The organism is Pseudomonas sp. FSL W7-0098 (genome assembly GCF_005930585.1).
Taxonomy (GTDB): domain Bacteria; phylum Pseudomonadota; class Gammaproteobacteria; order Pseudomonadales; family Pseudomonadaceae; genus Aquipseudomonas; species Aquipseudomonas bubulae.
The window spans coordinates 461,001-484,244 of the sequence record NZ_RXHW01000002.1 but is presented as its reverse complement, the minus strand read 5'-3'; the positions used below and the strand labels follow the sequence as shown (position 1 = coordinate 484,244).

At 59.5% G+C, this 23,244-nt stretch carries 21 protein-coding genes; 9 read left to right on the top strand and 12 right to left on the bottom strand.

From position 1 onward, the window contains the following. Window positions 1–16: 16 nt before the first annotated feature. The 3 genes from FHL07_RS05250 to FHL07_RS05240 all read right to left on the bottom strand — a co-directional run bounded on the left by FHL07_RS05250 (window position 17) and on the right by FHL07_RS05240 (window position 3,695). Window positions 17–1,351 carry a dicarboxylate/amino acid:cation symporter gene (locus tag FHL07_RS05250; protein ID WP_095003057.1) on the bottom strand — a complete coding sequence of 445 codons (1,335 nt, stop codon included), beginning with the start codon at window positions 1,349–1,351 and terminating at the stop codon, window positions 17–19. A 323-nt stretch (window positions 1,352–1,674) separates the two neighbouring features. Continuing rightward, the gene (locus FHL07_RS05245) at window positions 1,675–3,021 is read right to left on the bottom strand and encodes an ATP-binding protein (RefSeq protein WP_095019415.1); all 1,347 of its coding nucleotides are present in this window, start codon (window positions 3,019–3,021) and stop codon (window positions 1,675–1,677) included. Beyond that, entirely contained in the window at window positions 3,018–3,695 is a 678-nt protein-coding gene (locus FHL07_RS05240) for a response regulator (RefSeq protein ID WP_016779832.1), read from the bottom strand. The genes FHL07_RS05245 and FHL07_RS05240 overlap by 4 nt, the downstream gene beginning before the upstream one ends. A gap of 132 nt (window positions 3,696–3,827) precedes the next feature. Here FHL07_RS05240 and FHL07_RS05235 point away from each other — a divergent pair, with 132 nt between their 5' ends. From FHL07_RS05235 to FHL07_RS05225, 3 genes are all read left to right on the top strand, one after another. Further along, complete coding sequence (locus FHL07_RS05235; protein WP_095003055.1) at window positions 3,828–4,553, top strand: 4'-phosphopantetheinyl transferase family protein; 726 nt, start codon at window positions 3,828–3,830, stop codon at window positions 4,551–4,553. A 73-nt stretch (window positions 4,554–4,626) separates the two neighbouring features. After that, window positions 4,627–6,381: an ATP-binding protein gene (locus FHL07_RS05230; protein ID WP_095025580.1), complete on the top strand. Its 1,755-nt coding sequence runs from the start codon at window positions 4,627–4,629 to the stop codon at window positions 6,379–6,381. 3 nt (window positions 6,382–6,384) lie between these two features. Beyond that, on the top strand, window positions 6,385–7,719 hold the full coding sequence (locus FHL07_RS05225; RefSeq protein ID WP_095024302.1) for a sigma-54-dependent transcriptional regulator: 1,335 nt from the start codon (window positions 6,385–6,387) through the stop codon (window positions 7,717–7,719). A 49-nt stretch (window positions 7,720–7,768) separates the two neighbouring features. On the opposite strand, the gene FHL07_RS05220 is transcribed toward FHL07_RS05225, so the two are convergent. Beyond that, window positions 7,769–9,286, bottom strand: a complete 1,518-nt coding sequence (locus FHL07_RS05220) for an MDR family MFS transporter (protein ID WP_095019413.1) — start codon at window positions 9,284–9,286, stop codon at window positions 7,769–7,771. Window positions 9,287–9,343: 57 nt separating this feature from the next. After that, entirely contained in the window at window positions 9,344–10,528 is a 1,185-nt protein-coding gene (pobA, locus tag FHL07_RS05215) for a 4-hydroxybenzoate 3-monooxygenase (protein ID WP_095019412.1), read from the bottom strand. Window positions 10,529–10,701: 173 nt separating this feature from the next. On the opposite strand from pobA, the gene FHL07_RS05210 reads away from it, so the two are divergent. Continuing rightward, window positions 10,702–11,583, top strand: a complete 882-nt coding sequence (locus FHL07_RS05210; protein WP_138738174.1) for a helix-turn-helix domain-containing protein — start codon at window positions 10,702–10,704, stop codon at window positions 11,581–11,583. Between the two features lie 387 nt (window positions 11,584–11,970). Here the strand turns inward: FHL07_RS05210 and FHL07_RS05205 are convergent, their stop codons facing one another. After that, entirely contained in the window at window positions 11,971–12,876 is a 906-nt protein-coding gene (locus FHL07_RS05205) for a LysR family transcriptional regulator (protein WP_095024300.1), read from the bottom strand. A 112-nt stretch (window positions 12,877–12,988) separates the two neighbouring features. On the opposite strand from FHL07_RS05205, the gene FHL07_RS05200 reads away from it, so the two are divergent. Together FHL07_RS05200 and FHL07_RS05195 are read left to right on the top strand one after the other, a co-directional pair. Next, complete coding sequence (locus FHL07_RS05200) at window positions 12,989–13,873, top strand: MBL fold metallo-hydrolase (RefSeq protein WP_138738173.1); 885 nt, start codon at window positions 12,989–12,991, stop codon at window positions 13,871–13,873. Between the two features lie 29 nt (window positions 13,874–13,902). Then, window positions 13,903–14,520, top strand: a complete 618-nt coding sequence (locus FHL07_RS05195) for an NAD(P)-dependent oxidoreductase (protein WP_138738172.1) — start codon at window positions 13,903–13,905, stop codon at window positions 14,518–14,520. A 3-nt stretch (window positions 14,521–14,523) separates the two neighbouring features. Here FHL07_RS05195 and FHL07_RS05190 read toward each other — a convergent pair whose 3' ends face one another. Then, window positions 14,524–15,576: a Fic family protein gene (locus FHL07_RS05190; RefSeq protein ID WP_095003047.1), complete on the bottom strand. Its 1,053-nt coding sequence runs from the start codon at window positions 15,574–15,576 to the stop codon at window positions 14,524–14,526. A 141-nt stretch (window positions 15,577–15,717) separates the two neighbouring features. Next, a complete protein-coding gene (locus FHL07_RS05185; protein ID WP_095032147.1) occupies window positions 15,718–16,602 on the bottom strand; it encodes a LysR substrate-binding domain-containing protein in 885 nt (294 codons plus the stop codon). A 111-nt stretch (window positions 16,603–16,713) separates the two neighbouring features. Here FHL07_RS05185 and FHL07_RS05180 point away from each other — a divergent pair, with 111 nt between their 5' ends. Continuing rightward, a complete protein-coding gene (locus FHL07_RS05180) occupies window positions 16,714–18,345 on the top strand; it encodes a 5-guanidino-2-oxopentanoate decarboxylase (protein ID WP_138738171.1) in 1,632 nt (543 codons plus the stop codon). Here the strand turns inward: FHL07_RS05180 and FHL07_RS05175 are convergent. Continuing rightward, window positions 18,340–19,269 (bottom strand): AraC family transcriptional regulator, encoded by a 930-nt coding sequence (locus tag FHL07_RS05175; RefSeq protein WP_095003044.1) that lies wholly within the window; start codon window positions 19,267–19,269, stop codon window positions 18,340–18,342. The genes FHL07_RS05180 and FHL07_RS05175 overlap by 6 nt on opposite strands. A 319-nt stretch (window positions 19,270–19,588) precedes the next feature. Here FHL07_RS05175 and FHL07_RS05170 point away from each other — a divergent pair, with 319 nt between their 5' ends. Together FHL07_RS05170 and FHL07_RS05165 are read left to right on the top strand one after the other, a co-directional pair. Beyond that, complete coding sequence (locus FHL07_RS05170) at window positions 19,589–19,903, top strand: putative quinol monooxygenase (protein ID WP_095003043.1); 315 nt, start codon at window positions 19,589–19,591, stop codon at window positions 19,901–19,903. A 34-nt stretch (window positions 19,904–19,937) separates the two neighbouring features. After that, on the top strand, window positions 19,938–20,171 hold the full coding sequence (locus FHL07_RS05165; protein ID WP_095003042.1) for a hypothetical protein: 234 nt from the start codon (window positions 19,938–19,940) through the stop codon (window positions 20,169–20,171). Here FHL07_RS05165 and FHL07_RS05160 read toward each other — a convergent pair whose 3' ends face one another. The 3 genes from FHL07_RS05160 to FHL07_RS05150 all read right to left on the bottom strand — a co-directional run bounded on the left by FHL07_RS05160 (window position 20,172) and on the right by FHL07_RS05150 (window position 23,229). Further along, window positions 20,172–20,792, bottom strand: a complete 621-nt coding sequence (locus FHL07_RS05160) for a flavin reductase family protein (RefSeq protein WP_095003041.1) — start codon at window positions 20,790–20,792, stop codon at window positions 20,172–20,174. A 188-nt stretch (window positions 20,793–20,980) separates the two neighbouring features. Beyond that, window positions 20,981–21,277, bottom strand: coding sequence for a hypothetical protein (locus FHL07_RS05155; protein WP_095003040.1), 297 nt, complete (start codon window positions 21,275–21,277; stop codon window positions 20,981–20,983). Between the two features lie 629 nt (window positions 21,278–21,906). After that, window positions 21,907–23,229, bottom strand: a complete 1,323-nt coding sequence (locus FHL07_RS05150; RefSeq protein WP_095003039.1) for an MFS transporter — start codon at window positions 23,227–23,229, stop codon at window positions 21,907–21,909. Window positions 23,230–23,244 lie beyond the last annotated feature (15 nt).

Sequence of the window (23,244 nt, the reverse complement as noted above, 5' to 3'; positions counted from 1 at the left end):
TTTTATGCACTCAAACTTACTTGAGCAACACCGGGGCCGGGCCTTCAGCCACACCCAGATCATCTTGCGGACGGGTATCCTCCAGCGGACGGCCGCCAGAGTTCAGCTCGGTTTGCAGGGTGTCGGTGTCCAGTTCCTTGACCCACTTGGCCACCACCAGGGTTGCTACCGCGTTACCGATCAGGTTGGTCAGGGCGCGGGCTTCGGACATGAAGCGGTCGATACCCAGGATCAGCGCCAGACCGGCTACCGGCAAGTGCCCTACAGCCGACAGGGTTGCCGCCAGTACGATAAAACCACTACCGGTGACGCCAGCAGCACCTTTGGACGACAGCAACAGCACCAGCAACAGAGTGATCTGATGGGTGATATCCATATGGGTGTCAGTCGCCTGGGCGATAAACACGGCCGCCATGGTCAGGTAGATCGAAGTACCGTCGAGGTTGAACGAGTAACCGGTCGGGATCACCAGTCCCACTACCGATTTCTTCGCGCCCAGGCGCTCCATTTTCACCAGCATGCGTGGCAGGGCCGATTCCGACGAGGACGTACCCAGTACGATCAGCAGCTCTTCACGGATGTAGCGGATCAGCTTCAAAACGCTGAAACCGTGAGCGCGGGCAATACCGCCCAGCACGATCAGCACGAACAGCACGCAAGTGATGTAGAAGCAGATCATCAACTGACCCAGCTGAACCAGCGAGCCTACGCCGTAAGCGCCGATGGTGAAGGCCATCGCGCCCAGCGCACCGAGGGGCGCCAGCTTCATGATCATGTTGATGATATTGAACATCACGTGAGCGAAGCGATCGATAAAGTCCAGTACCGGCTTGCCGTAGGCACCCAGGCGATGCAGGGCGAAACCGAAAATCACCGAGAACATCAGCACTTGCAGGATATCGCCATTGGCGAAGGCGCCAACAATGGTCGACGGGATCACGTTGAGGATAAAGCCTACGATGCTCTGGTCTGCACCTGCCGACACGTAACCGGCAATTTTGCTGGCATCCAGGGTCGACACGTCAATATGCATGCCTGCGCCAGGCTGAACCACGTTAACCACGACCAGGCCGATCAACAGCGCGATAGTCGACACGACTTCGAAGTAGAGCAAGGCATAGCCGCCGGTCTTGCCGACCGATTTCATGCTCTGCATGCCGGCAATACCGCTCACCACCGTACAGAAAATAATGGGCGCGATGACCATCTTGATCAGTTTGATAAAGCCATCACCCAACGGCTTGAGGGCAACACCGGTTTCCGGGTAGTAATGGCCCAACAAGATACCGATAGCGATCGCTACGATTACTTGCACATACAGGGATTTGTACAGTGGCTGACGAGTCGTCATTGCAAAGTTCCTCAAGTGCATCACTCAATCATCATTCCGTCTGAGACTGGTGACACCTAAAGCGCGAACCCTCCTGTACTTGGAGGGATTTGTTTTTGGGGCTGCTCTTACGGCAGCCCTCTCGCACTTATTGCAAGCCGTGGGCCACATTGCGCAAATGCCGCGCAATAGCCCATGGCGCCTGAGTTTGAAGGAAAATTCTTATATATTTTGCAGGTCAGGGTTTGGCGGGATTCCGCCCATTGGGCGTGTTGAAACGCAGAAGGTGGCGGATATCCGCCTGAACCCCACGTACTCCCGTAGCAGCTGCCAGGGTTCGTCGATTACCCCGCCGGGAAATAAATCCTGAACGCCGCGCCGCCCAACGAGGAATCTTCCAGGGTCAAGGTGGCGTCATAGCTTTCAATGATGTCCTTGACCACCGCCAGGCCAATGCCCTGCCCCGGATGCTGGCGGTCAAGCCGTTCGCCGCGCTGCAGGATGCGCGCACGCTGATCCGGCGGCACTCCAGGACCGTCATCTTCGACGCAGACCTCAATGCCGTGAACGTTACGGTGCAGGCTGATACGTACCTGGCTCAAGCACAGCCTGTAGGCGTTTTCCAGCAAGTTGCCCAGTAATTCCAACAAGGCATTCTGCTCGATCGGCACATGGCTCAGCTCAGGGATGTCATAGCTGACCTTGACCCCCTTGTCGCGATAGACCTTGTCCAGCGTATTGCACAAGCTCTGTACCACCGGCAGCAGTTCGACCTGGTGACGTACCAGACCACTCTTGCGCAAGCTGGCACGCTGCAACTGATAGCCGATTTGCTGGTTCATGCGCTCGATCTGGCTTTGCAGGACCCAGGCCTGTTCACGGTCAGCCGGGCGCTGGGCCATGCTTTCGCTCACGCCCTGCAATACCGCCAGCGGGGTTTTCAGGCTGTGGGCCAGGTCATCAAGAGAATCGCGATAACGTGAGCGCTGTTCGCGCTCGCTTTGCAGCAAGCGGTTCAACGAGCCGGTCAGGCGCAGCAGCTCACGCGGGTGCTGCTCGCTGAGGCTGTCGCGCTCGCCGGTTTCGATTTCATCCAGTTCCTGACTCAAACGTCGCAAGGCACGTAACCCCCACGTCAGACCAATCCATAGCAATGCCAGCAGCACAATCAAAGCTGCGCCGAACCCCAGATAAAGATTTTCCCGCAGGCCTTCCAGTGTGCGGTTGTATTCGCGCATCGGTTGCAGGGCGACAAAGCTGAAGGCAGCACTTTTGCCACCGAGCAACTTGACCTCTACGTCGTAGACAAAAAACTCTTCGCCGTTATCTTCGCGAATACTTGCAAACTCGTTGCCGCGCCCGTCATAGCGCGGCCGGTAATTGATGGTTTCTTCCTGAGTGGCCCGCGAGCGCCACACCAGGTGCCCGTCGCGGTCATAGATATAACCCAGCAGGCGACTGTCCGGCAGATCGAACTGCTCATCGGGCAGCAACGCCGGCATCTTGAGGCGGTTTTTTTCCATCTTTGCCGCTGAAATCAGCGTGGTGACATCTGACGCCAGGCGCTGCTCTATGGCGTCCTTGAGCGCCAGACTGAACGCTCCCTGCATCGCCGGCAACAGCGCCAGCATAAACAACACGGCCAACAGGGTTGCCGCCAGCATCAATCGAACGCGAAGCGAACGAATCATCGGCAGCGCTCAGTAAACAAGTACCCCAGGCCGCGCACCGTATCGATTGGCTTAAAGCCGTTTGCCCCCTCCAGCTTGCGTCGCAGGCGCCCGACCAGCACCTCGATCACATTCGGATCACGTTCCTCGTCATCCGGGTACAGCTGTTCCATCAGTCGGTCCTTGGCCACCACTTGCTGGTGATGGCGCATCAGGTATTCAAGAATCCGGTACTCATAAGCGGTCAGCGCCAGCGGCTCGCCGTCGAGCACCGCCTGCTTGCGGTTAATGTCCAGCACCAGCGCCCCCGCCACTATCGTCGGCTGGGTAAAGCCACTGGAGCGGCGCAGCAAGGCATTGAGCCGCGCATCCAGCTCTTCGAACTGAAAGGGCTTGACCACATAGTCGTCAGCGCCCGCTGCCAGCCCTTCGACCTTGTCCTGCCAATTGCCACGGGCGGTGAGAATCAGGATCGGAAACGTCTTGCCCCGGGCACGCAACTGGCGAATCAGTTCCAGGCCACCTAGCCCCGGCAAACCCAGGTCAATCATCGCCAGGTCATGATTGAACTGTTCGGTCTGGTACAGCGCCTCTTCGGCATTGGCCACCGCTTCGACCACATGGCCACTTTCTGTCAGACGGGTTTGCAAGTGATGGCGCAGCAACGCCTCATCTTCAACCACCAGCAATTTCATCGCGCTCTCCCAAGCCAATCCGCGTCTCGAAGGACGTGTGTCCCATACAGCCTAGCTACACAGTAAGTTGTGTGCCCTGAACATACTCTGAACAATTGCACAGCCGGGCCAAGCCCCGGCACAATGCCCGGCATGAACCGACTCCCCGCCCTGCCTGCCTGCTGCACGCCATTGCGTGACGACTGGCCCTTGCCAGAGGTCCTGCCCGCCAGTGTGTGGCTGAGCACAGACTTTATCCCGGCACAGCTTGAAGACGACGACTTTGCCCGCAGTGCAATCGATATGCCTGCGAGTATTCAACGCTCAGTGGCCAAACGCCAAGCCGAATTTCTGGCCGGGCGCCTGTGCGCCCGCGCAGCGCTGCGGCAACTGGATGGCACTTGCGTGGCTCCCGGCCTGGGTGAAGACCGCGCGCCCGTGTGGCCAGACCATATCAGCGGCGCCATCACCCACAGCAACGGCCGCGCCGGGGCACTGGTAGCCTTTAAACGTGACTGGCAGGCCCTGGGTATCGACCTGGAAACCCTGCTCAGTCTCGAACGCGCCAGGCGCCTGGCCAAGGAAATCCTTACCCCCGATGAGCTTGTGCGTATGGCCGCCGGGCCTGCAGATCAGATTGCGCTGCTGGTCACCTTGACGTTTTCGGTCAAGGAAAGCCTGTTCAAGGCGCTATACCCGCTGGTGCAAAAACGCTTCTACTTTGAACACGCCGAAGTGTTGAACTGGACCCCCCAAGGGCATGTACGCCTGCGTCTGCTCACCGACTTGTCACCTGAGTGGCAACATGGCAGTGAGCTGGATGCGCAGTTTTGCCTGCTGGACGGGCAACTGCTCAGCGTGGTGGCGATAAAAGCCTGACCCCGTTGCCCTGTGGCCGCGGGATACGCCCGCCATGCTATCGTGCGCGCCCCTGTTCGAACGGTTTGCCACCATGCCTGTGACGTCTCGCGCCCTGCGTCTGGCGCTGTATTGCCTGTTGATCCTGGCCGGAGCCATTCTGGCTGGCGGCTGGGCGATGCGTCAGGCCAAACAGCACGCACTGGAAGAGAGCGCCAGGCGCGGGCCTGAACAATTGAGCCTGTATGCCAATTCGCTGTACACGGTGATCGAACGCTATCGCGCCCTGCCAGCCGTACTGGCACTGGACCCGGAGTTGTCGGACGCACTGGCGCACCCCATGACGCCGCAGGTGCAGGCGCTGCTCAACCGCAAGCTGGAACGTATCAACGGTGCAGCACAATCTTCGACACTGGAGTTGCTCGACAGCACCGGCCTGGCAGTAGCCGCCAGCAACTGGAACACGTCCAATAGTTACGTCGGTCACAACTACGCGTTCCGCCCGTATTTCAGCCAGACACGCAGCCAGGGTACCGGCAGCTTTTATGCCGTGGGCGTAACCAGCGGCATACCGGGTTACTTTATGTCCAGCGCGGTACAGGGTGCTGACGGCCGGTTTCTGGGCGCCATGGTGGTCAAACTGGAGTTTCCGGAACTGGAGCGCGAGTGGAGCCACGGCAGCGACACGCTGCTGGTCAGTGACAACCGGGGCATTGTATTTATTGCCAATCAGCCCGGCTGGCGCTATCGCCACCTGCGCGAGCTGAACGACCGCGACCGCAGCGCCATCAGCGTGACGCGACAATACGACAAGCAACCGCTAACGCTGATGACCTCGCAGACCTTGCACAGTTTTGGTGACAACAGCTACCTGAGCCGCGTCAATGGCCCGCAGGGCCAGGCTGACTACCTGTGGGGCTCGCAACCCCTGAACATCGAGGGCTGGACGCTGCACTTGCTGCGTCGCCCGGCAATACCGGCCGAAGACAGCCGCAATGCCGCCCTGGCGGCAATCGGCCTGTGGCTGACGCTGGTATTTCTGGGGCTGTTTTTACTCCAGCGCTGGCGGCTCGCCCGTTTGCGCCAGCGCAATCGGGCAGAACTTGAACAACTGGTCGAGGCCCGTACCCGGGATCTGCGCACCGCCCAGGATGGCCTGGTGCAATCCGCCAAACTGGCGGCGCTGGGGCAAATGTCAGCGGCGCTGGCCCATGAAATCAACCAGCCCCTCACCGCCCAGCGCATGCAGCTGGCGACCTTGCGCCTGTTGCTCGATCACGGTCGTATCGATGACGCCTACAAAGCCCTGGAACCCCTGGAGCAGATGCTCACACGTATGGCCGCCCTCACCGGCCACCTGAAAACCTACGCCAGGCAAAGCCCCAGCGGCCTGCGTGAAAAACTGGATCTGGCTAATGTGGTGGATCAGTCCCTGCAGCTGCTGGAGCCGCGCCTGAAGGACGAACAGATCGACTTGCGCGTCAATCTGCAGCGTCCGGCCTGGGTGCGTGGCGACGCAATTCGCCTGGAGCAGGTACTGATCAACCTGCTGCGCAATGCCCTGGACGCCATGGGCGACAAACCGCGTAAACACCTTGAGATCCGTATCGAAGCCGACCAGCAACTGTGGCGCCTGACCGTCACTGACAGCGGCGGCGGAATTGCCGATGAATATTTGGGTAAAATTTTCGACCCGTTCTTCACCACCAAACCCGTGGGCGATGGATTAGGCTTGGGCCTGGCGGTGTCATACGCCATTGTTCATGAAATCGGTGGTCGCCTGACTGCTTGCAATCACGTTGATGGCGCGCAATTCACGCTGACACTGCCCATCGCACAGGAATCTTGAGACATGCTCAACTCGGTGATCGTGGTCGATGATGAGGCCAGTATTCGCAATGCCGTCGAACAGTGGCTGAGCTTGAGCGGCTTTGACGTGCAGCTTTTCAACAACGCCGAAGACTGTCTGCACCGGTTGCCTGCGCATTTTGCCGGAGTGATTGTCAGCGATGTGCGCATGCCGGGCATGGGCGGCCTGGCCCTGCTGACCCGGTTGCAGCAACTGGACGCGGATTTGCCGGTGATCTTGCTGACCGGCCATGGCGATGTACCCATGGCAGTAGAAGCCATGCGTGATGGTGCCTACGACTTTCTGGAAAAGCCCTTCAGCCCCGAAGCCCTGCTCAGCAGCCTGCGCCGCGCGCTGGAAAAGCGCCAACTGGTACTGGAAAACCGCCGCTTGCATGAGCAGGCGGGCCTGCGTGAGCAGATCGACGGGCGCCTGCTTGGGGTATCGCGCAGCTTGCAGACCTTGCGCCGTCAGGTCCTGGAACTGGCGCCTCTGCCCGTCAATGTGTTGATTCGCGGCGAGACCGGCAGCGGCAAGGAGCTGGTCGCCCGCTGCCTGCATGATTTTGGCCCACGTGCCGACAAGCCCTTTGTGGCCCTCAACTGCTCGGCAATCCCCGAGCAACTGTTTGAAGCCGAATTGTTCGGCCATGAAAGCGGCGCCTTTACCGGCGCCCAGGGCAAGCGCATCGGCAAGCTGGAGTACGCCGATGGTGGCACCTTGTTTCTGGATGAAATCGAAAGCATGCCACTGGCCCAGCAAGCCAAACTGCTGCGAGTGCTGCAGGAGCAAAAACTCGAGCGTCTGGGCTCCAACCAGAGCATCAACGTGAACTTGCGGGTGGTTGCCGCCACCAAACCCGACCTGCTCGACGAAGCCCGCGCCGGACGCTTTCGTGAAGACCTGGCCTATCGCCTGACCGTGGCCGAATTACGCTTGGCGCCGCTGCGTGAGCGGCGCGAGGATATTCCCTTGTTGTACGACGCCTTTTCACGCAATGCCGCTGAACGCCTGGGGCGCAGTGCACAAGTGCTGAGCGGCCCGCAGCTGTCGCGTCTGCTCAGCCATGCCTGGCCAGGCAATGTGCGCGAGCTGGCCAACGTAGCCGAGCGGGATGTGCTGGGTTTGGGCGAGCCGCAATTGCCCGACACCGACGCGGGGCAATCACTGGTGGCGCAACAGGAAGCCTTCGAGGCGCAGTGCCTGCGCGCGGCGCTGACCCGGCATAAAGGTGATATCAAGGCAGTGCTCAATGAGCTGCAGCTGCCGCGACGTACCCTGAATGAGAAAATGCAACGCCACGGGTTGGCGCGTGAAGCATTTTTAAGTGCCGAATAAACCACCCCCCTGGCCTTTCGGGAGAGGGCCGAGGGGCTTTTGTTCAGCCCTAGCGCGCCTTGTCCTCACGCCCGCGCAGTACCTGGTCGGGCATCGCCAGCGCCGCCGCCAGCCCCAGCAATGACACTGCCGCACTGATGCTCAACAGATGACGGAAGGTCAGCAGCAGTTCTGCTCTCAGGCTTTGCAGCGCCGGCCCCTGAACCGCGCTCAGACTGTCGAGCAGTACATTGCCCGAGCTGCCTTCGCCAATCAGCGGCTGGCCCATGACCGGTACCGGTAACGAGTCATGCAGCAATGCCAGCAGCAGGGCCGACATCAAGGCCACCCCCATCGCCCCGCCCAGGGCACGAAACAGGTTGGTGGTGCTGGTCGCCACGCCAATATCATGCTGTTGCACCGAGTTCTGCGCGCCCACCAGCGACGTCGGGAACTGCATGCCGGAAGCTATCCCGCTGAACAGCATAAACACCCCGCTCAACAACTCGGCGCCGGGCGGGCTGAATGCCATGCCCAAAATGGACAGGGGCATCAGCGCCGCCCCGCTCAAGATCATCGGTTTGTAGCGCCCGGTTACCGAAGTCATGCGACCGGCAAAATAAGCCCCCATCGGCAACCCGATGGCCAGCGGCAACAGGTGCAGGGCCGCGCTGTCGGCACCGGCGCCAGTGATGCTCTGATAGCGCAGCGGCATCAACACAATCAGCGAAATAGCCTGAAAACTGGTGAAAAATACCGTGCACCAGCACAGCACCGCATGGCGGTTGGCAAACAGGTGCATGGGCAGCAACGGCTCTGGCGTGCGCCGTTCATGCCAGACAAACAGCGCCAGGGCGATCAGCGCCACCACCAGAAAGCCTGCGACCTGTTGGTCATGCCAGCTTTGGCCCTGACCGATAAAGGTGATGCTCAGCAGCAGTGAAGTCAGGCCCAGGATCATCAACATAGTGCCCAGGTAGTCAATCACGGGTTTGCGCTGCGGCACCGGCAGGCCGACCAGGGTACGGTGGGAGATCCACCAGGCCGCCAGCCCCAGCGGCAGGTTGATCAGGAATACCCAGCGCCATGACAGGTACTCGGTCATATAACCGCCCAGCACCGGCCCGGCAACGCTGGCCAGGGCATACATGCTGCTGAAGTACCCCTGGTAGCGGCCGCGTTCACGGGGCGGGACGATATCGCCGATGATCGCCTGGCTGACCGAAATCATCCCGCCGGCGCCAATGCCCTGAATGATCCGCGCCAGCACCAACTGCTCCATGTTCTGTGCCAGCCCGCAAAACAGCGAAGCCAGGGTAAACAGGCCCATCCCGAACAGCATCAGGCGGCGGCGCCCGTACAGGTCACCGAGCTTGCCGTAGATCGGCACCGCCACGGTCATGGCCACCATATAGCCGGAAATCACCCACGCCAGCTGGCTGACATCCTTGAACTGGGCGGAAATGGCGGGCATGGAGACGGCGACGATGGTCTGATCCAGCGCCCCCAGAAAAATCGCCAGCATCAGGGCAATCAAAATGCTGCGAATGGCCGGTTTGGCCTGGGGAGGCTGGTTCAGACTGGTCACGTGAACACCTGTAGGCGAAGCTTGTATCGGATGGCCCTCAGTGTACTCGATAGGATCCTATTCGATAGCTTCGTAAGGGAGCCCGACGTAATTTTCTGCAATGGTGGTGCGGCCTGCCTCGGAGTCGACGAAATACGCCAGCTCGCTGTCGGTAATGCGCTGGCTGAAGCCGTCGCTGTCCGGAAAACGGTGCAACATCGAGGTCATCCACCACGAGAAGCGCTCGGCCTTCCAGATACGCCGCAGGCACACCTCGGAATAGCGCTCCAGCAAGTCGGTGCGGCCCTCGGTGTAGACCTTGCACAACATAGTGAACAGGGTGCTGACATCGCTGGCCGCCAGGTTCAAACCCTTGGCCCCGGTCGGCGGCACGATATGAGCGGCATCCCCCAGCAGAAACAGGCGCCCGTACTGCATCGGCTCAACGACAAAACTGCGTAGCGGCGCGATACTTTTCTCGAGGGAAGGCCCGGTCACCAGGCGTTCGGCCAGGGCCGTGGGCAGGCGGGTTTTCAGCTCGTCCCAGAAGCGCTGGTCGGACCAGTCCTCGACCTTCTCCCCAGCAGGAACCTGCAGATAATAACGGCTACGGCTGGCCGAGCGCTGACTGCACAGGGCAAAACCGCGCTCGTGGCGGGCATACACCAGTTCGTCATTGACCGGTGGAGTCTCGGCCAATACACCGAGCCAGCCGAAGGGATACACCCGTTCGAAAATTTTCAGTACATCACTCGGAATCGACTGGCGCGCCACCCCGTGAAAACCATCGCAGCCCGCAATGTAATCGCAGTCCAGGCGCCAGCTTTCGCCCTCTTTATCGAAGGTGACATAAGGCGTATCGGTTTTCATATCGTGGGGCTGGACGTTGCTGGCGCTGTAAAGGGTTTGTGCGCCGACGGCCTCGCGAGCGTCCATCAGGTCGCGGGTGACTTCGGTCTGGCCATAGACCATCACGGTCTTGCCGCCGGTCAGGCCCTTGAGGTCGATATGCACCTGGCGATCATCCAGCGCCAGCTCAAAGCCCGCATGCACCAACCCTTCGGCGTCCATGCGCTGGCTGACACCGGCCTGGCGCAACAGGTCGACCATGCCCTGCTCCAGCACCCCGGCGCGAATCCGCCCGAGGACATATTCGCCGGTCTGGCGCTCGATGATGACGTTATCAATCCCGGCGTTGTGCAGCAGTTGGCCAAGCAGCAGCCCTGAAGGACCGGCACCGATAATAGCGACTTGAGTTCTCATTATTGTTGTCTCTCGCAGACTCGACCCCAAGGGGTGAGTAGATTCTTATAGGTTAGTGCCTGTATTTTTCGCTTGCGAGAGCAGCAATTGAAGGTGATAACCCTGGGATTACCGGTACTTTTCGCCAATCAGTGCGATTATCGGCCGACGTTACGACAACAGGTACGACGCCAATGATTCCTTCAGTCCCGGTGTTCAAGCTTTATGGCGAGCAGCAAGACCGGCTTGGCCCCGATCTGCTGCACTGCGAAACCATATCGCTGCGCAGCCGCGTCCACGATTGGGAGATCCGCCCGCACAGGCACGCCGACCTGTGCCAGTTGCTCTATGTCCACCAGGGTCGGGCGCAGGTTGAGGTCGAGGGGCAGCGCCATGTCCTGGAGCAATCGGCGGTTCAGGTTATCCCGCCTTTGTGCGTGCACGGGTTTGAGTTTTCGCCCAACGTAGAAGGCTTTGTCCTGACCCTGGCCGCGCCATTGGTGGCGCAGTTGCAAGCCCAGCTGGGCGACAACATCAGTCTGTTGCAGCGGGTCGCCAGTTACCCTGCAGGCAAGGACAGTGATTACCTCAACAACCTGTTCAGTGAGCTGCAAAGCGAATACGACAGCGTACGCCCTGCCCGCGAAATGCTGCTGCAGTCGCTGGTCAGCGTGCTGTTGGTGTGGGTGGCACGCCAGGTGCTCCAGCGGCGTGAGGCGCGACAGTTGCTACCACGGGGGCACGAGTATCTGGGCCTGTTCAATCAACGGGTCGAGGCGCAGTTTCGCCAGCAGCCCAGTGTTGAGCAGTTGGCACATCAGGTGGGGATTTCAGTGGCGCACTTGAACAGCATCTGCCGCGAGCTGGCGGGGCAGTCGGCGTTGCAGATCATTCACCAGCGGTTGTTATTGGAGGCCAAGCGTCATTTGATTTATACACCGATGACCATCAGCGAAGTGGCTGATAGCCTGGGTTTTGCAGATCCGGCGTACTTTGCGCGGTTTTTCCGACGCCTGAGTGGGACATCACCCAGTACTTTTCGAACCGGGCGGACTGACATAATCAGCCCGCCCTGACACTCCGGGGCATCCTACCTCAGAGCGCTGAACATGGCATTGCAGTGCGCGCCATTGCAACTGGCGATCAATCCGGCTGCCTGGCGGGTTTGCTCGGCGCGGTAGCAAGCGCTTGCAAACAGGACAGCGGCAGCGAAAACGATAAAAACAGTCATACATGTTGTTTTTGTTTTGGTAGTCATGGCATTGGCTCCCTTGACGTCACAGCTTTGAGGCTAGTTCAGACACAGGTTCTTGCCATGCCAGTTGTACGAGTGGTCGTGCCCGATTTCATCCTTCAAATGGACTAGACATGTAATTCCTGTAGCCGCTGCAGCGAGGGAAAACTGCACTTGTGGGAGCGAGCAGGCTCGTTCCCACAATAGGGCTTGATCTGCAACAGCGTATCTATAGATATTTATCCCACACCGGTTCGTCGGTAAAGCGCTCGGCGAGGAAGTCGAGCATGCTGCGCAGCGTGGCCGGCATATGTTTACGTGAGGCGTACACCGCGTAGATGTTCATCAGGCGCGGTTCTGCTTCGGGCAACAGGCGCACCAGCTCACCGCGCTGTACAAACACCCCGGCCTGATAGCTGGGCAGCAGCGAAATTCCCGCGCCAGCCAGTGTGGCACTCAACAGGGTGCTGGCTTCATTGGCGCTGATATTGCCCTGCACCGGTACCGACACCTCCTCACCCTCGCAGGTGAAATGCCACATGCTCTTGCCGTAGTAGGAATGGGTCAGGCAGTTGTGCCCACTAAGGTCATCGACCTGCTGCGGCGCCGAGTGTTGGCGTAAATAGGCCGGGGATGCGCACAGCACCGAGCGACAAACGGTCAGCTTGCGGGCAATCAGGCTCGGATCCAGGTCATTGCTGGTACGAATTGCCAGGTCGATGCGTTCATCCACCAGGTTCACGGTACGATCGAGCATCTGCAGGTCGATGCTGACCTGGGGGTAAAGCCGTACGTAGTCGGTGACTGCCGCCGCCAATTGCGCCTGGCCGAACGAGGTGCTGACGCTGATCCGCAACAGCCCCCGCGGCGCATCACTGGGCACCTCCACCGCGGCCTGCATGTCGTCGGCCAGTTCCAGCAACTGCCGGCAGCGCGGCAGGGTTTCATTGCCCGCTGCCGTCAGACTCAGCTTGCGCGTGGTGCGGTGCATCAGGCGTGCGCCCACCCACTCTTCAAGTTCGGCCAGGTAACGCGACACCACGGGGCGCGACAGATCCAGGTGGTCGGCTGCCGCAGACTGGCTACCGAGGTCGACGACGGTGACAAACACCCGCATTGCAATAAGACGATCCATGATCTGCCCGATATCTGAAACAAACTATGTTCAAGCATCGCATTTTTAGTTCGCGATCGGGCAACTAAGCTCTGTCCATCGCCAACCCTGGCCACTGATTCAGGAATCACCCATGAGCGGATTTTCCACCCTTCGCCGTTTTGCCCTCAGCGCTGCAATGCTGGGTTTTGCAGCCCATGCGGCGGCGGCCCCGGCGCCTTTGACCCTTGACGTGTACAACCCCGGTGCAGCGGCGATTTTCCCGGTTTCTTCGGTGCTGATCAGTGGTGACAAGGACGCCATCCTGGTCGATGCCCAATTTGGCAAGGCCCAGGCCCTCCAGGTAGTCGACAAGATTCGCGCCAGCGGCAAACACCTGACCACCATCTATATCAGCCACGGCGACCCGGACTACTACTTCGGCCTGGAGACCCTGACCCAGGCGTTCCCGGACGCCAAGGTGGTGGCCCCGGGGCCGGTGGTTGAGCATATCAACCAGACCAAAGACGCCAAGCTGGCGTTCTGGGGCCCGCAGATGGGGGCCGATATGCCGCAACAGTTGATCGTGCCGCAGGTGCTCAAGGGCAACACCCTGGACCTTGAAGGGCGTGAACTGGATATCGTCGGCCTGAGCGGACGTCAACCGGACCGCACCTTTGTATGGATCCCTTCCATCAAGGCGGTGGTGGGCGGAGTGGTAGTGGCCGACAACCTGCACGTATGGATGGCCGACACCCAGACACCGCAATCGCACAAGCAATGGCTGGCCACCCTTAAACGTATCGACAGCCTGCAACCGAAAATCGTGGTACCGGGCCATTACCTGGGTGACAGCGACCGCTCGTTGAAAGCGGTGTACTTCACCCGCGACTACATCAAGGCGTTTGACGAAGAGGCGCTCAAGGCCCGCAACTCGGGCGAATTGATAGCGGCCATGAAAAAACGCTACCCGGACCTGGGCGAAGAATCTTCGCTGGAACTGAGTGCCAAGGTGGCCAAAGGCGAAATGCAGTGGTGAACGCTACTACCTACTCACTGGAGAATATCATGAGCAAAATCGCAATCATCGGGGCTACCGGTCGTGCCGGCAGCCAACTGCTGGAAGAAGCCCTGCGTCGTGGTCACAGCGTCACGGCCATTGCCCGCAATGCCTCGAAAAAACTGGGTGAGCGTGCGGGGGTGGTGGTCAAGGATGTCGATGTCAACAACGCCCAGGCCTTGCAGGACGCCGTTGCTGGCCATGATGTGGTGCTCAGCGCCGCGCATTTCTCGACCCTGCCGGCCTCGGCCATTATCGAGCCGGTAAAAAAAGCCGGGGTCAAACGCCTGCTGTTTGTGGGCGGTGCAGGCTCACTGATGCTGCCGGGTGACACCAAAGTCATCGACAGCCCGGGCTTCCCCGACGAATACCGGCCTGAAGCCACGGCGGGCGGCGTCTACCTCGACACCTTGCGCGGCGAAAAAGACCTGGACTGGAGCTTCCTGTCACCCTCGGCCGAATTTGTCGAAGGCGAACGCACGGGCAAGTTCCGTCTGGGCAGCGACCGCCTGCTGATCAACAGCGAAGGCAAAAGCTGGATCAGCTTCGCCGACTTTGCCATCGCCATGCTCGATGAGGTCGAACAGCCCAAGCATTCCCGCCAGCGCTTTACGGTGGGGTATTAAGTTTCAGGGTACGGGGCGATTGCGCCATTTCGCGCTTCGCCCCTTGCCGGTGGACTCAATCAAACCTTCGGATTTCAAAGCGCGTAACACCAGGCGCACCGTGTCTCGGCTCGTACCGGGGCATGCCTGCTCAATCTCGCTGATTGAAAAGGGCAGTGAACGGTTCAGTACGGCTATGCGAACGCGGCTGCTCTTGTTACCGTACTTTTTCTCGATGGTTCCAACCCGCGCTTCAAACTCTTTATAGGCTTTGATCAGCGCGCCCCAAAAGTAATTGAGCCAAGGCCCTGCATCGTGAGTGCCTGAATGCCAATTAACAGAGCTGGCCTCCAGGGTTTCGTAATAGCTCTCCTTGCTGTCTTCAAAAATCCGCTCAAGGCTGATGAAACGGCCTACGACGTAATCAAACTGATAGAGCAGCAAGAGAGTCAGCAGGCGTGCAACGCGACCGTTGCCGTCTGCAAAGGGGTGGATACACAAAAAGTCCAAAACACACAACGGAACCAAAACCAGTGGATCGGCAAGTTTTTGCTGATTTGCGCTGTAATAGCGGCTTAGCAGATCACTCATGGCCATCGGCGTCAGATGAGCGGGAGTGGGTGTGAATCTCACCCTGAGACTGCCATCAGGATGACGCTCGATGATGTCGTTGTTGGTTGATTTCCAGCTGCCTCCCTCTTGTGGCAAGTATCGATAAAGAATCGTATGTAACTGGCGTACCGTGCCTTCCGAGAAAGGCATGGCATCGCAGGCTTCGTGTATCAGCGACAGCGCATCCCGATAGCCGGCAACTTCCTGCTCGGAGCGACTTTTAGGCTGGGCATTTTTGATCATCAAGGATTTCAGGCGGCTGGGCGAAACGATTACGCCCTCCAGACGGCTGGATGATTCTGCGGACTCAATTACTGCCTGCTGCTTGAGATCTGCGAGCGCTTCTGCCGATTGGGCGACAAACAGCTTTTGCTTGCCCCTGTACTCGCCCAGCGCCCTCAGGGTTGAAAGCTGCAGGCCGTCAAAGCGAAGTTGGGTCAGATGTTCGACGGTGAGCGAGTGCATAAACGTCCTTAAATAGGGTAATCCAAAGGATTAAATGGGGCTTTATTGACTGTTTTTACCCCATTTACTCAAGAAATACCCCCTTTAAACTGTTACAGCGATTTTTTCCGCACCAGGAGAATGGGCTGTATCGATACAGGGTTAATCCGTGCAGCGCGTCTGCTCCACCAGCCAGTCCAGCAACTCGCGCAACGGCGCCGACGCCTCGTGGCGTGGTGAGCACACCAGCAGGTAGGCGGCGCCGGTATGCACTTTGAAATCGAAAGGCATGGCCAGTCGGCCTGCCTTGAGGTCGTCGCCAATCAATGACCAGTCGCCTATCGCAACACCGTTGCCCTGGGCGGCAACGGTCATGGCCAGGTCCAGGGTGTCGAAGTACTGGCTCTTGCGGATCGCCGACACATCGCCCCCCGCCGCATTCAGCCACTGGGTCCAGTCCTGCTGGTCTCGGCTGGGATGTAGCAGGGTGTGCTGCGTCAGATCGCCCAGCTGGTTGATGGCATCGCGACCCTCCAGCAGCTGCGGGGCACACACCGGAGTCAGTTGTTCGTCAAACAGGTGCCTGCCCTGTCGCTTGGGCCCTGGCTGCGGGCTGTACACCACTGCCGCATCAAACGCCTCACGGCGAAAATCCACACCGTGCTGCACACTACTGGTCAGTTCCACCGGCACATCCGGGCGCAATGTTTGCCAATGCAGCAATTTGGGTAGCAGCCAGCGCAGCATGCAGGTGGGTGCCTTGATCTGCAGCGGGGTACGGCGAATGCTGGCGTATTCCACGGCCTCGCCAATCAGGTCGAATACCTGTTCGATACGCGGGTACAGCGCCTGGCCCTGCTCGGTCAGGCTCAGGCCACGGGCCTGGCGGTGGAACAGCGGGTAACCCAGATGCTCTTCCAGCCCGGCAATTTGTCGGCTCACCGCCCCTTGGGTGATATGCAACTGTTCGCCGGCACGGGTGAAGTTGCAGCACTGGGCCGTGATCAAAAACGTATGCAGCGCAGGAAGTGGTGGAAGGCGTTTCATCAATGGTCAGCCATGAGTCCAGGACATGGCTAGTATGAGCACGTTTGCGTTGTGCGTACCACAGCCGGCCGTTTCAATGGTCTTTTCCAGAACAAAAAAGGAACAGGACACATGGCGACGTGCGGCGAAGTATTGGTCAAGTTGCTGGAGGCGTACGGGGTCGAACAGGTGTTCGGCATTCCGGGAGTGCATACCGTTGAGCTGTATCGAGGGCTGGCCGGTTCGACGATCAACCACATCACCCCGCGTCATGAGCAGGGTGCTGGCTTTATGGCCGACGGCTATGCCCGCACCAGCGGCAAACCGGGGGTGTGTTTTATCATCACCGGGCCGGGAATGACCAATATCACCACCGCAATGGGCCAGGCCTATGGCGACTCGATCCCGATGCTGGTGATTTCCAGTGTGCAGTCGCGCAGCCAACTGGGCGGCGGGCGCGGCAAGCTGCACGAGCTACCGAACCAGAGCGCGCTGGTGGCCGGGGTGGCGGCGTTTTCCCATACGCTGATGTCGGCGACGGAACTACCAGGCGTACTGGCCCGGGCCTTTGCCCTGTTTCAGGCCGGCCGACCGCGGCCGGTGCATATTGAAATACCTCTGGACGTGCTGGTGGAGAATGCCGACGCCCTGCTCGCCAGCCAACCGGTGAGCATTGCCCGCCCCGGCGCCGCGCCTGCTGCCATTGAACAGATGGGCCAGCTTCTGGCCCAGGCCAAACACCCGCTAATTCTGGCGGGTGGCGGCGCCATCGATGCAGCGCCAGCCCTGTTGCAACTGGCCGAGCGACTGGGCGCGCCGGTGGCCCTGACCATCAACGCCAAGGGCATGCTGCCCTCCTCTCACCCGCTGTTGATCGGCTCGACCCAAACCCTGGTCGCCACCCGCGCGCTGGTGGCCGAAGCGGATGTGGTGCTGGCTATCGGCACCGAGTTGGCCGAGACCGATTACGATGTGACTTTTGCTGGCGGCTTCGAGATCCCGGGCCCGTTGCTGCGTATTGATATCGACCCGGACCAGACCGTACGCAATTACCCGCCGACCCTGGCGCTGGTGGCCGATGCCAACCTGGCGAGCGAGGCATTAGTGGCAAGTCTGGCGCAGTTGCCAGCACGGGATCCGCAGTGGGGCGCTGTGCGGGTCAGCCGTCTGCAGACGCAGTTGGCCACCGAATGGGATGCCCCGACCCGCGCCCAGACGCGTTTTTTGCAGGCGGTTTTCGATGTTCTACCGGATGCCGTGTGCGTCGGCGATTCGACTCAGCCGGTGTACACCGGCAACCTGACGTTTAACCCCGAGCAGCCACGGCGCTGGTTTAACTCCTCGACCGGCTACGGCACCCTCGGCTACGCCCTGCCCGCGGCAGTGGGGGCCTGGCTGGGGCGGCGGGCCAATGGCAAAACGGGTGGCCCGGTGCTGTGCCTTATAGGTGATGGCGGACTGCAATTTACCCTCGCCGAACTGGCCAGCGCAGTGGAAGCGCAAACCCCGATCATCGTGCTGCTGTGGAATAACCAGGGCTATGGTGAGATCAAAAAATACATGCTCAATCGCGCCATCGAACCCGTGGGGGTCGATATCTACACCCCGGACTTTATCGCTGTGGCCAAGGCGCTGGGCTGCGCCGCGCAGGTGGTCGAGGGCGAGGCGCAATTGCGCGCCGCCCTGGCCAGTGCCGCCGACCGCCAGGGGCCAAGCGTGATTGAAATCGACGAGGCGCGCTGGCAAGAATTGCTGACGCTATAGGCTCATGCGCAGGCGCGCCAGGTCTCGAACCGGGGGCGCGCCAAACTGGCGGCTGTACTCGCGGCTGAACTGCGACGGGCTTTCGTAACCCACACGGTAACCCGCCGCCGAGGCATCGAGCCCCTCGCTGAGCATCAGTCGCCGGGCTTCGTTGAGACGCAACTGCTTTTGGTACTGCAACGGACTCATGGCGGTCATGGCCTTGAACCTGTGGTGCAAGGTCGACACGCTGAGATTGGCTTCGCGCGCCAGGCTGTCGATACGAAGCGGCTGCTCAAAGTTGCCGTTAAGCCAGGAAATAGCTCGGCTGACGCGATGGTTCTGGCTGTTCTGGCTGGCGATTTCATACAAGCGATAGCCCTGGGGGCTGCGCAACAACCGATACAGAATCTCACGGCGAATCAATGGCGCCAGCATGGCAATGTCTTTGGGTGTGTCGAGCAGACGTGTCAGACGCAAGACTGCGTCGAGCATTGGCTGGTCTATAGGCTCAACATACAGCCCGCGCCCGGTGGGTCGCGACGGCACGCCCAGGGGGCCGGCATCGCTGATCAACGTGGTGATTTCCACCGGATCGATATCCAGACGCAAGGCCAGTACCGGGTGTTCGGGGGAGATTTCCAGCACCCGGCCACTGATCGGCATCGACACGGACACCACCAGATAATTGAGCGGGTCGTAGGCAAAGTACTCGTCCGCCAGACGCACCTCCTTGCGCCCCTGGGCCATGATGCACAGCGCGGGTTTTGGCAGGCTGGGAGCGAAATCGCTGGGATGACTGTGGCGCGACACAAACAGCGCGTCGACACCGGTGGTGAACGAACCGTCTTGCGGGGCATGGCGAAAAATCAGGTCAGCCAGTTCCACGCGCTGTTTTTCAAGCGCGGGCTCGAGCGCGGGTCGCGGCGGTTCCAGCAGTGACATGGGTTGCATCCTCATCAAAGCAACAGGGCAGGCACAGCTTAAGTTTGTGCAAGGCCAAGGGGTAGCTGATTTCTGTCGTTGTCTTGCCTGATCCTGTCATTGCCTGAAGGAACAGGCCTGCCCAAGCCGTTACAGACGCTTGACCTTGCTCGAAACCCTGATGAACTGGCCCTTTGCCGGATGATGCCATGAGGCAGCGGTTCGGTGCGCTTTTGCAGAATAGTGCAAGCCTGGGGCAGGAATCGACTAACGGCGTACAGGGGCCGGCCCCTAAGCTTTGAACCTCCCCCCAACACCACTTTGCTTTGTGGAGGCCTGCATGCCCCAGCTTAATGCCGTCAGTCATTTGACACTGGTTCGCGCCCGCGCAGGGTGTTCGGCCCGGGTCGAGGCTTGCCTGAGCCAGTTGATCGAACCGACGCTCCAGACCCCCGGCTGCCTGCACTTTGCCTTGCAGCATTGTGATAACGACCCGCAGCTGTGGCAGGTGGCGGGCTACTGGCAGGATGAACCCTCGATGCTCGCGTATTTCAATTCATCGCTTATGGAAATATACGGCGCGCTGGTGCACCAGCAAGTGGTGGACAGTCTCGATTTTCAGACCTTCAGCGATGTGGGCGGGCTGAACAGGTAGAATGCCGGTTTTTCCATAGGCCGGGAGTTGAAGCATGGCGCGTAAAGAATTTGCACAGTTTGAAGCGGTATCAGCTGTAGTTCCGGTTGAGCCCGGCGTTTATCACGCAGCGATTGCGGTCAAAGCCTTGTACGAAGGTGGAGCGCCGCGCTTTCACAAAATTCTCACCGAGCACACCTTCAAGACTGCGACCGCCGCCGATGCCGCCGCGGCCGAGCAACTTGAAGCCCTGCAAGGCGTCACTGATGACGCCGAACTGGTTTGGTAATCAGCGTGGGCGATGCATTTTGAACAGTGCTTCAGGGCCCAGCTGGAAGTAGTCCGCCGGGCCGCCACCACGCAGGATCGGTTCGGCGGCCGCGGTATCGTAAATCCCGTCCTTGAGCAGGTGCCTGGCAATATGCACCGCCACCACCTCCCCCAGAATCAGCCAGCTCGGCACCAGTTCCTTGTCTGCCCGTTGCAACTGAATGATCTGGGTGACCTTGCATTCGAACGACACCGGCGTCTCGGCCACCCGTGGCACGCTGATCACCCGTGACGGTACGGTGCTCAGCCCGGCCAGCTCGAACTCATTGACCTCGGGCCCAACCATGGCACAGCTCTGGTTCATGGCTTCGGCCAGCGGCCGGGTGGCGAGGTTCCAGACAAACTCGCCGGTTTGTTCAATGTTATTGAGACTGTCTTTGCGGCCCACACTGCAAAACCCGATGATCGGCGGGATGTAGTTGAACGCGTTGAAAAAACTGTAAGGCGCAAGGTTCAGACGGCCCTGGGCATCCTGTGACGAAATCCAGCCGATAGGTCGCGGGCCGACTATGGCATTGAACGGATCATGGGGCAGGCCGTGGCCCTGGGAAGGTTCATAGAAATGGATATCGTCATGCATGGGAAGTGTCCGCAAACGGCTGAGATAGAGGGCCTATAGTGCAAGGCATTTGCCGGGATTACAAAAGCTTGCGAGGTTTTGTAGCAACTGCCGTAGGAACGAGGCTGCTAAGGATTGGATCTCCACTGTCTTACCCCCAAAAACGACTAAGCCCGGCCAAGGCCGGGCTGGAGTGCCTGATTCAGGTGTTAGCTGAAGTGGGCGCCGTGAGTGCGATCGTAGCCATCAGCAGCGAAGGTGTCCGATTTGGTACGGCTGAAACCGTCTTCTGCAAAGGTGGCCGAGCCGGTTTTGTCGTAGCCGTCCTCTGCAAACGTAGCCGAACCTGTGCGGTCATAACCGTCAGCAGCAACTGCAGCAGAACCTGTACGGCTGTAGCCATCTTCAGCAAAGCTCGACGAATGGGTTTTATCGAAACCATCGGCGGCAAAAGCGTTGAAGGCCAGGGCAGAAAAAGCAGCAGCGAGGATAAGTTTGGTTTTCATGATAAAGCTCCTTGTTTCGTGTTTGGGGTGTTCAGTGGGTATGGGTTTAAGACTACGCCGATTAATTTGATTAAAAAGCGCAAAAAATAGCACTAAAGAATCGATTAATTCGATATGTACGCCCGCACCGAACCAGGCTCTTGACGACGTCCAGCTCCCGGTGGGGCGGCACACATGTTCTGCCGGCCATAGAGGTGTTGCTGAGATTGATAGTGGGCTAACAGAATTAACTGACTATTAATTCAAATAAATCGCACTCACAGACAGGCTTTCATCAGTCCATTACCCATTTTTTGCTGCGCGAGCACCCGTCTTCGCCGGCAAAAAAGCCGGTACCCAAACGGCTTTGTACCCCTCGAGAACTGGAGCCTGGAATGAACGAACTTCCTCAGTTCACCTTGGCGTTTTGGGTGATAAAAGTTTGCGCCACGGCTTGGGAACTGCCTTGGGTGACTACCTGGCGGATGATTCGGAGCTGGATTTCGGCACCATCGGCCCTTGGCGGGTACTGGCGGGGATATTGGTGGCCATGATCGCCGGGAGGCGGATCTGAAAAGCAAACAGGCCGGCCAATTGGCCAGCCTGTCAAATAGCAGTATCGGCTAACCCCTGTGGGAGCGGGTGGGCTGTCAGTCAGTCTCGATGCGCGAGTGCTTGCGGGTGTCTTTCATGGTGGCGTACACCGCCAGCGAGCAGGCAATACAAGCTGTCACGTACCAGTAGTAACCGGTTTCCATACCTGCACTCTTGAACCACAGAGCGATATATTCAGCTGTACCGCCGAAGATCGACACGGTCAGTGCGTAAGGCAAACCAACACCCAGTGCGCGAATTTCCGTGGGAAACAGTTCCGCTTTCACCACGGCGTTGATCGAGGTGTAGCCACTGACAATAATCAGCGCGGCCATGATCAGGAAGAACGCACCCCACCAGGTGGTAATGGTGTGCAGAGTGGTCAGGATCGGTACGGTAAACAGGGTACCCAGTACACCGAAGGCGATCAGGATCGGACGACGGCCGATCTTGTCGGAAAGCGCGCCCACCAGCGGCTGAATGCACATGAACAGAAACAGCGTGGCGGCCGAGATGGTGGTGGAATCCGAGATGCTCATGCCCACCGTGTTCACCAGGTACTTCTGCATATAGGTGGTGTAGGTGTAGAACGCCAGCGTGCCGCCCATGGTCAGGCCAACTACGGTCATCAGCTCTTTGGGGTGGCGCAGCAGGGTGCGCATGGCGCTTTCTTTAGGCTTGACCCTGGTTTTTTTGAACGACTCGGTTTCTTCCATGCCTCGACGCAGATACAGCGCGACCACGGCACACAGGGCGCCGATCACGAACGGTACGCGCCAGCCCCAGCTGTACAGTTGCTCTTCGGTGAGGGTCTGTTGCAGCACGATCAGCACGCCCAAAGCGATAAGCTGCCCCGAGATCAGGGTTACATACTGGAAGCTCGAGAAGAAACCGCGACGTTCCTTGGTCGCCATTTCACTCAGGTAAGTGGCCGAGGTGCCGTATTCGCCACCCACCGACAGGCCCTGCAGCAAGCGGGCGAAGACCAGCAGGACAGGCGCCCACACGCCGATGGTTTCGTAACCCGGCGACAGGGCAATTACCAGCGAACCGAAGCACATCAACAGGACCGAAGCCATCAGCGCGGCCTTGCGGCCTTTGCGATCCGCGTACAGGCCCATTAGCCAGCCGCCGATCGGGCGCATCAAAAAGCCCACGGCGAAGATCGCGGCGGTGTTGAGCAGTTGTGCGGTGGTGTCGCCCTTGGGGAAGAAGGCCTTGGCGAAGTACAGCGAAAACGCGGCGTAAACGTACCAGTCGTACCACTCGACCATATTGCCGACGGAACCGCTGAAAATCGATTTGATACGGCTGGAGGTGGTCTTTTCTTTAGGCGCCGCAGACACGGCCCCGGCAGGCAGGGTGCTGGAGTTATCCATTGAATGGATCCTTCT

Bases quoted from the DNA above. Each gene is read 5' to 3' on its own strand.
- FHL07_RS05245 (WP_095019415.1), bottom strand. From the start codon at position 3,021: ATGATTCGTTCGCTTCGCGTTCGATTGATGCTGGCGGCAACCCTGTTG.
- FHL07_RS05170 (WP_095003043.1), top strand. From the start codon at position 19,589: ATGCCCCAGCTTAATGCCGTCAGTCATTTGACACTGGTTCGCGCCCGC.
- FHL07_RS05180 (WP_138738171.1), top strand. From the start codon at position 16,714: ATGGCGACGTGCGGCGAAGTATTGGTCAAGTTGCTGGAGGCGTACGGG.
- FHL07_RS05150 (WP_095003039.1), bottom strand. From the start codon at position 23,229: ATGGATAACTCCAGCACCCTGCCTGCCGGGGCCGTGTCTGCGGCGCCT.
- FHL07_RS05205 (WP_095024300.1), bottom strand. From the start codon at position 12,876: ATGGATCGTCTTATTGCAATGCGGGTGTTTGTCACCGTCGTCGACCTC.
- FHL07_RS05195 (WP_138738172.1), top strand. From the start codon at position 13,903: ATGAGCAAAATCGCAATCATCGGGGCTACCGGTCGTGCCGGCAGCCAA.
- FHL07_RS05210 (WP_138738174.1), top strand. From the start codon at position 10,702: ATGATTCCTTCAGTCCCGGTGTTCAAGCTTTATGGCGAGCAGCAAGAC.
- FHL07_RS05160 (WP_095003041.1), bottom strand. From the start codon at position 20,792: ATGCATGACGATATCCATTTCTATGAACCTTCCCAGGGCCACGGCCTG.
- FHL07_RS05225 (WP_095024302.1), top strand. From the start codon at position 6,385: ATGCTCAACTCGGTGATCGTGGTCGATGATGAGGCCAGTATTCGCAAT.
- FHL07_RS05175 (WP_095003044.1), bottom strand. From the start codon at position 19,269: ATGTCACTGCTGGAACCGCCGCGACCCGCGCTCGAGCCCGCGCTTGAA.
- FHL07_RS05240 (WP_016779832.1), bottom strand. From the start codon at position 3,695: ATGAAATTGCTGGTGGTTGAAGATGAGGCGTTGCTGCGCCATCACTTG.
- FHL07_RS05165 (WP_095003042.1), top strand. From the start codon at position 19,938: ATGGCGCGTAAAGAATTTGCACAGTTTGAAGCGGTATCAGCTGTAGTT.
- FHL07_RS05230 (WP_095025580.1), top strand. From the start codon at position 4,627: ATGCCTGTGACGTCTCGCGCCCTGCGTCTGGCGCTGTATTGCCTGTTG.
- FHL07_RS05235 (WP_095003055.1), top strand. From the start codon at position 3,828: ATGAACCGACTCCCCGCCCTGCCTGCCTGCTGCACGCCATTGCGTGAC.
- FHL07_RS05190 (WP_095003047.1), bottom strand. From the start codon at position 15,576: ATGCACTCGCTCACCGTCGAACATCTGACCCAACTTCGCTTTGACGGC.
- FHL07_RS05250 (WP_095003057.1), bottom strand. From the start codon at position 1,351: ATGACGACTCGTCAGCCACTGTACAAATCCCTGTATGTGCAAGTAATC.
- FHL07_RS05185 (WP_095032147.1), bottom strand. From the start codon at position 16,602: ATGAAACGCCTTCCACCACTTCCTGCGCTGCATACGTTTTTGATCACG.
- FHL07_RS05155 (WP_095003040.1), bottom strand. From the start codon at position 21,277: ATGAAAACCAAACTTATCCTCGCTGCTGCTTTTTCTGCCCTGGCCTTC.
- pobA (WP_095019412.1), bottom strand. From the start codon at position 10,528: ATGAGAACTCAAGTCGCTATTATCGGTGCCGGTCCTTCAGGGCTGCTG.
- FHL07_RS05200 (WP_138738173.1), top strand. From the start codon at position 12,989: ATGAGCGGATTTTCCACCCTTCGCCGTTTTGCCCTCAGCGCTGCAATG.